The 5,834-nt window shown below is 63.1% G+C and carries 7 protein-coding genes; all 7 read left to right on the forward strand.

What is annotated here, in order from left to right; genetic code table 11:
- A partial coding sequence (locus tag BMY35_RS37385) for an RHS repeat-associated core domain-containing protein (protein ID WP_143080847.1) occupies window positions 1-3,201 on the forward strand: 3,201 nt, incomplete at its 5' end.
- Complete coding sequence (locus BMY35_RS37390) at window positions 3,198-3,686, forward strand: SEL1-like repeat protein (protein ID WP_143080848.1); 489 nt, start codon at window positions 3,198-3,200, stop codon at window positions 3,684-3,686. The genes BMY35_RS37385 and BMY35_RS37390, both read left to right, overlap by 4 nt.
- On the forward strand, window positions 3,683-4,027 hold the full coding sequence (locus tag BMY35_RS37395; RefSeq protein ID WP_093210108.1) for a hypothetical protein: 345 nt from the start codon (window positions 3,683-3,685) through the stop codon (window positions 4,025-4,027). Before BMY35_RS37390 ends, BMY35_RS37395 begins: the two co-directional genes overlap by 4 nt.
- Window positions 4,028-4,107: 80 nt before the next feature.
- Complete coding sequence (locus BMY35_RS37400; RefSeq protein WP_143080849.1) at window positions 4,108-4,533, forward strand: VOC family protein; 426 nt, start codon at window positions 4,108-4,110, stop codon at window positions 4,531-4,533.
- Between the two features lie 115 nt (window positions 4,534-4,648).
- Window positions 4,649-5,143: a pentapeptide repeat-containing protein gene (locus BMY35_RS37405; RefSeq protein WP_093210111.1), complete on the forward strand. Its 495-nt coding sequence runs from the start codon at window positions 4,649-4,651 to the stop codon at window positions 5,141-5,143.
- 41 nt (window positions 5,144-5,184) lie between these two features.
- On the forward strand, window positions 5,185-5,580 hold the full coding sequence (locus tag BMY35_RS37410; RefSeq protein WP_143080850.1) for a hypothetical protein: 396 nt from the start codon (window positions 5,185-5,187) through the stop codon (window positions 5,578-5,580).
- Window positions 5,581-5,631: 51 nt separating this feature from the next.
- Window positions 5,632-5,834: hypothetical protein (locus BMY35_RS37415; RefSeq protein WP_143080851.1), on the forward strand; the 203-nt coding region annotated here is incomplete at its 3' end.

Raw genomic sequence — 5,834 nt, forward strand, 5'->3', positions numbered from 1 at the left:
GAAGCCGTCATGGCGCACGTGGGCACGAAGCCCGATGCGCAGACAGGGCTCATCCAGTCGCTGTGGGAGCTCAAGGACGGCCAGGTCGTGCGCCAATTGGCCGCCTACACGCACGACGCGCAGCGCGATCTCGTCGCCGCGCAGGACGAAGACGGCGCGAGCTGGAGCTACGCCTACAGCCACCACCTCGTGACCCGCTACACCGACCGCACTGGCCGGGGCATGAACCTCGAGTACGACGGCACCGGCCCGAACGCCAAGGCCGTGCGCGAGTGGTCCGACGACGGCAGCTTCGCATTGAAGCTGGAGTGGGACAGGAACATCCGCCTGACCTACGTGACCGATGCGCTGGGCGGTGAGACCTGGCACTACTACGACATCGAGGGCTACACCTACCGGATCATCCATCCGGACAAGCTGCAGGAGTGGTTCTTCAGGGATGACGCGAAGAACGTCACGCGCCACGTGCACACCGACGGCACGACCGACGACTACATCTACGACATCGACGGCAACCTGCAGACGCACACCCGAGCGGACGGCAGTCGGGTGCACTTCGAGTACGACAGGCTGCACCGGCTCACGGGCATCCGCGACGCGGAAGGTGGCGTGTGGAAGCGCGACTACGACGCGCAGGGCCACCTCACGGAAGAGGTCGATCCGCTGGGGCACAAGACCGAGTACGCCTACGACAAGGCCGGCAGGCCCGTGCGCATCACCGATGCGAAGGGCGGCACGAAGCTGATGAGCTACACGCCCCGTGGCCGGCTCGCGAGCCTGACCGATTGCTCGGGCAAGACGCGTCGCTGGACATACGACGACCGCGGCCGACTCGCCACGGATGTCGACCCTGCGGGCCATGTCACGCGCCATCTCTACAGCCTCCAGGAAGAAGAGGTTGCATCGCGTGCACAAGGCAGTCTGCCCAATCTGTCGGGCCGGCTCCACGAGATGGTCCTGCCCGACGGAACGCGCGAGCAGACCCTGCACGACCCCGAGGGGCGCATGCTCTCGTACGTCGACGGGCTTGGCCGTCGTACGCACTACAGCTACACCCGTGCGGGACTGGTTTCTGGCCGCATCGATGCCGAGGGGCATTCGCTCAAGTACCAATGGGATTTGCTGGGCCGCCTCGTCGAATTGCAGAACGAGAACGGCAGCCGCCACAGCTTCCGCTACGACCCGGCTGGCCGCCTGCTGGAGAAAACCGACTTCGCTCGCCGGACCACGCAGTACCGCTACGAGGAAAGCACCGGCTGGCTGGTCGAGGTAGCGGCGGGCGGGAGCGCGGTACGGCTGCAGGCCGATGCGATGGGCCGGATGATCGAGCGCTCGGTCGGCCATCAGACCGAGCACTTCGCCTTCGACCGCAACGGGCGAATGATCGAGGCCATCAACAGCGACGCGCGCCTTGAGTGGTTCTACGACCCGGCCGGCAACCTGACGCGAGAGCATCAGCACGACCTGGAGGCCGGGCGTACGGCGATATGGCAGCACCGCTACGACGTGCTCAACCAGCGCGTCGCGACAATCCGTCCCGACGGCCATGCGACCCGGTGGCTCACCTACGGTTCGGGCCATGTGCATGGCCTGCTGCTCGACGGACAGGACATCGTCGGCTTCGAGCGCGACGATCTTCATCGCGAAGTGCTGCGCGAGCAGCGAAACGGCTTGACCCAGCAACTGCGCTACGACAACGTGGGCCGTCGGCTGGAGCAACAGGTCATGCGCAGCCGCACGAACGCCACCGACACGCTGCAGCTGCACCGCAGCTACAGCTACGACAAGGCAGGGCAGCTGATCGCCATCGGCGACAGCCGTCATGGCAACCTGGATTACCGCTACGACCCCTTGGGTCGCCTCGTCGAGGTCAACAGCCGGTTCGGGCGCGAGATGTTCGCCTTCGATCCGGCGGGCAACATCGTCGACCCCGAGAGCACGACGACGGGGGAGCGGATTCCCGCGGCCCGCTTGCTCGACAACCTGCTCAGGGCCTATGCGGGCACGCGCTATCGCCATGACGAGCACGGCAACGTGGTCGAGCGCGTGTGCAACGGGCGCGCGACCACCTTTGCCTGGGACGGTTTCGGCCGTCTCAGCTCCGCTACCGACGAAGACGGCACGCACACCGCGTTCACCTATGACCCGATGGGGCGTCGTATTTCCAAGCGCTCGCGAGACAGCATCACGAGGTTCGGATGGGATGGCGACACGCTGGCCTTCGAGAGCACGCAAAGCATCGCCGGAGAGCGGGAAGACGAGGGCCGCGGCTGGAGCGTGCACTACGTTCACGAGCCACGTTCTTTCGCTCCGCTGATCCAGTTGCGTCAGGCGCATGCGATTGCACTGGGTAAAACGCCCGACGTGCGGGAGATCATGGCCGACAACGGCGGCGCGTACGACATCGAGCAAGACCCGCTGTGGAACGGGGAACTGCAGCCGGGGCAACGCAGTTTCGAGAAGGACGAGATCGCCTTCTACCAGTGCGACCACCTCGGCACGCCGCGGGACCTCACCGACCACGAGGGGCGCGTTGCCTGGTCGGCCCAGTACAAGGCCTGGGGCGAGGCGCGGGAGGTCATCAGCGAAGCTGGAAGACGCGCCGGCCTTGCCAACCCCATCCGCTTCCAGGGACAGTACTTCGACGCCGAAACCGGGCTGCACTACAACCGCTACCGCTACTACGACCCGGCGAGCGGCCGGTACGTCTCGCGCGATCCGCTGGGGCTCGCAGGCGGTCTCAACCTGTATGCCTATGTCGGAAACAACCCCGTGCGTGGCATCGATCCGCTGGGACTTGTCGACATCAACCTGTTCCCGCACAGCGAAGCGATCCGGGCATCGGCGGACAACATCCCAAGCCCGCCCGGCACGTTCACGGTCGGCTCCCATGGTGGGCCGAACATCATGACCGACACGGCGCTGAAGGGCATCACGCCGGCACAGATGGCACAGCGGATCAAGGCGCATCCGTCGTATACGGAGGGCCAGAAGGTGCAGTTGATGTCGTGCGAAACCGGCAAGGGGACGGACCCCTACGCACAGAAGCTCGCCAATGAATTGAATGCGCCCGTCGAGGCGCCCGACAAGCTCCTGTGGATCTGGCCGAATGGCGCCCACAAGCCGGCAGGCCGCAAGGCGGACGGCAGCATGGACACCGCGGATCCCGGGGTCTGGCATACCTTCAATCCCAAGCCATGAAGCACATCGACCTCAGGTTCAGCGCAGTGCGGATATTGCCGGCAGTGCTTCTCCTTCCTCTTCTTTTTCAGCTCCCTGTCTCTCAAGCAACGGAGAACCATGCCATGGACAAGCCCGACGCCGCACCAGCCTCTTCTTCGCCCATCTCGGGTGCGCAGTCGTATGCACTGACCGACGCGCAGCGAGTCGATCTGGCAGCAAAGGCCGAAGCTGGCGACGCCGATGCCGCATTTCGTCTCTCGCTGTACTACACATTCGTGTCCTCGGACGATGATCAGCGCATCCGCTGGTTGTCGATCGCGGCCAAGGGCGGTCATATCGTGGCGCAGCACAACCTGGCCTACGACCTCTACATGAATGGCAAGGATCTCGCCGAGGCCGCGCGCTGGGCGGCGGAGTCGCTGAAGAACGGCAACGCGGATGCCGGCGACCTGCTCAAGGAGATCGAGGCGGCCCGCGCCAAGGCCCGAGGTGCACGTCCGTGAGCGATGACCTCGATGCCTCGGTCCTGCCGCTCTTCGAAATCGAGTCGCCGGATCGATTGCTGCTCAATACCCCGGCGGTCATCGCATTGGGGCGCGCGTACAGATTGTTCGAGAAGACCGGACAGGACCTGAACAACTTCAATATCCACATCGCCGAGAGGAAGAGGCAAGGCGAGAACGGCGAGGGCGAAGACGGGGGCGACACCATCGAAATCGCTTTCTCGGCCAAGCTGCCTCGGGGAAAGAAAGGGCTTGGCAATGCCAGCAACCTGGGCCGATCGATCATGTACATCGCCTCGAGGACCACGGGCGAAATACTTCGGGAGCAGGGAAGCCGCTGACGACACCTGGCGCTGGACATGCCGCGAAATACGTCCTGTCTGCCGAGATCGTGCCTTTCAATCCTGCGGAGCGAGAAAAGATGAAGAAGCCGTTCACCGTTCATATTCCGACTCTTCGAAGAAAAGGAATGCTTGAGAGGATGAACGCTTTCTACGAAGGTGTTTTGAAGTACGAGCGAGATCCGGTGTTGGACATCCTGCGAGTGTCGGGTCATCAAGACTTGGCTATCTGCTTCAAGTATTCGAACCTCATCGGCGTAGGAGGGCGCAATGAGAAGGATCGGGGCGCGATCTATGAGTTCTCCATCGAGAAAAACTTCCCGAGCTTCTGCCAAAGTTTGATGGAGAGCGGCGTTGAGTTCGACATGCTTGCACATACTCCCGGAGGGTATTTCGCAAGAGTCCTGGACCCTTCCGGCAATTCGATCGAAATAGTTTCGGAGAGCTTCGAGGACGATCTCAACGTCGACATATCGAACTGGAGCATCTATCGGGATATCGACTGAGTTCCAAGTTCGGGGGAATGAATATCCCGGCAGAGAAACGCTACGTGATGAAGTTCCGTATGCACGTCGGCCTGCTTGCGAACCCATGAACGAAACCTTTTCTATCTGATCGCCAATGTCTTCCCAAATCATCATCCTCGCCCACGACATGTGGCGCAAAGGCGCAGGCGGCGCTCCCGCCGGGCTCGTGGGCCAGGCCGACAGCTTCGCCTATGCCGGCCTCGACCTGGGGCTGGCCCAGTTCGCCGCAACGACCTTCAACGGCACAAGCTTCACCGCCACCAGCTTCAAGCAGGCGGGCTGGAGCGCCTGCCAGTTCACTGGTTGCAGCTTCACCCAATGCGACTTCAGCGGCATCTCGATCACGGGTTGCACCTTCATCAACTGCAGCTTCACGCGCGCGAACTTCGACGGCAGCAGCATCGGCACCAGCACGTTCAGGCAGTGCCAGTGGGACGACATCAGCTTCGCGGGCGGCAGCTGGAACGACGTCGGGGTGCTGGACTGCGGCGGCACCGTGGTGCATGCGCAAGGACTGCAGGGGCGCAGCGTCGACTTCACGGGCAGCACATTCGAACAGCTCGAGTTTCAGAACGCCAACATCAATTGAGCCCTGACGGGCAACCTCATCACTTCACCGATTCCATGTTCATGAAAAACATCAAGACCGCCCTTGTCGCCACTGTCTTCCTGGGTGCCGCTTCTCTATGTGCTGCGCAAGCGGAAACGAAGACCACGCTGACCAAGCTGCACCAGAGTTACGAGAAGCAGGGCCGTCGCGCGCTCGGCATGTCGGAATACGGCAAGCGGGTGCAGTTCCCGGCGGTGGTCGTCGAGGCGTCCGATTCCTTCGGTGGCACGTCGCTGATCCGCGCTGCCGATGTACGCGGCAACCAGGAGCTGGCGCGCCTGACTCCTGCGGACGACGCACAGAGCCAGAAGATGGGTGAGATGCGCAGCGGCGCGAAGTTCACCGCGAGCTGCGAAGTCGGCTTCGCGATGGGGTCGGCGTTTCTCACGATGAAGGACTGCGTGATCGGGCCCTGAGGCCTGGATTCACAGCACAGTCAACGCATCAGATAGAGGCAGGGAGAGAAGATGGCAGAAAGCGAAGGCCCGCAACAGCAAGGCCAGAAACCGACCGAGCGCGAACCCCAGACGGCGGTAGCGCCGCTGAACACGATCGTGAAGGAAGACGTTGCGGCTGCAAGCAAGGCGGTGGACGACTGGCTGCGCTCGTTCAGCGGAGGGTACGTGACGCTGGAGCGCCTGACGATGGTGCTGGGCAGCATCCCGATCGT

The organism is Variovorax sp. YR750, from assembly GCF_900109805.1.
In the GTDB taxonomy this organism is placed as follows: domain Bacteria; phylum Pseudomonadota; class Gammaproteobacteria; order Burkholderiales; family Burkholderiaceae_C; genus Variovorax; species Variovorax gossypii.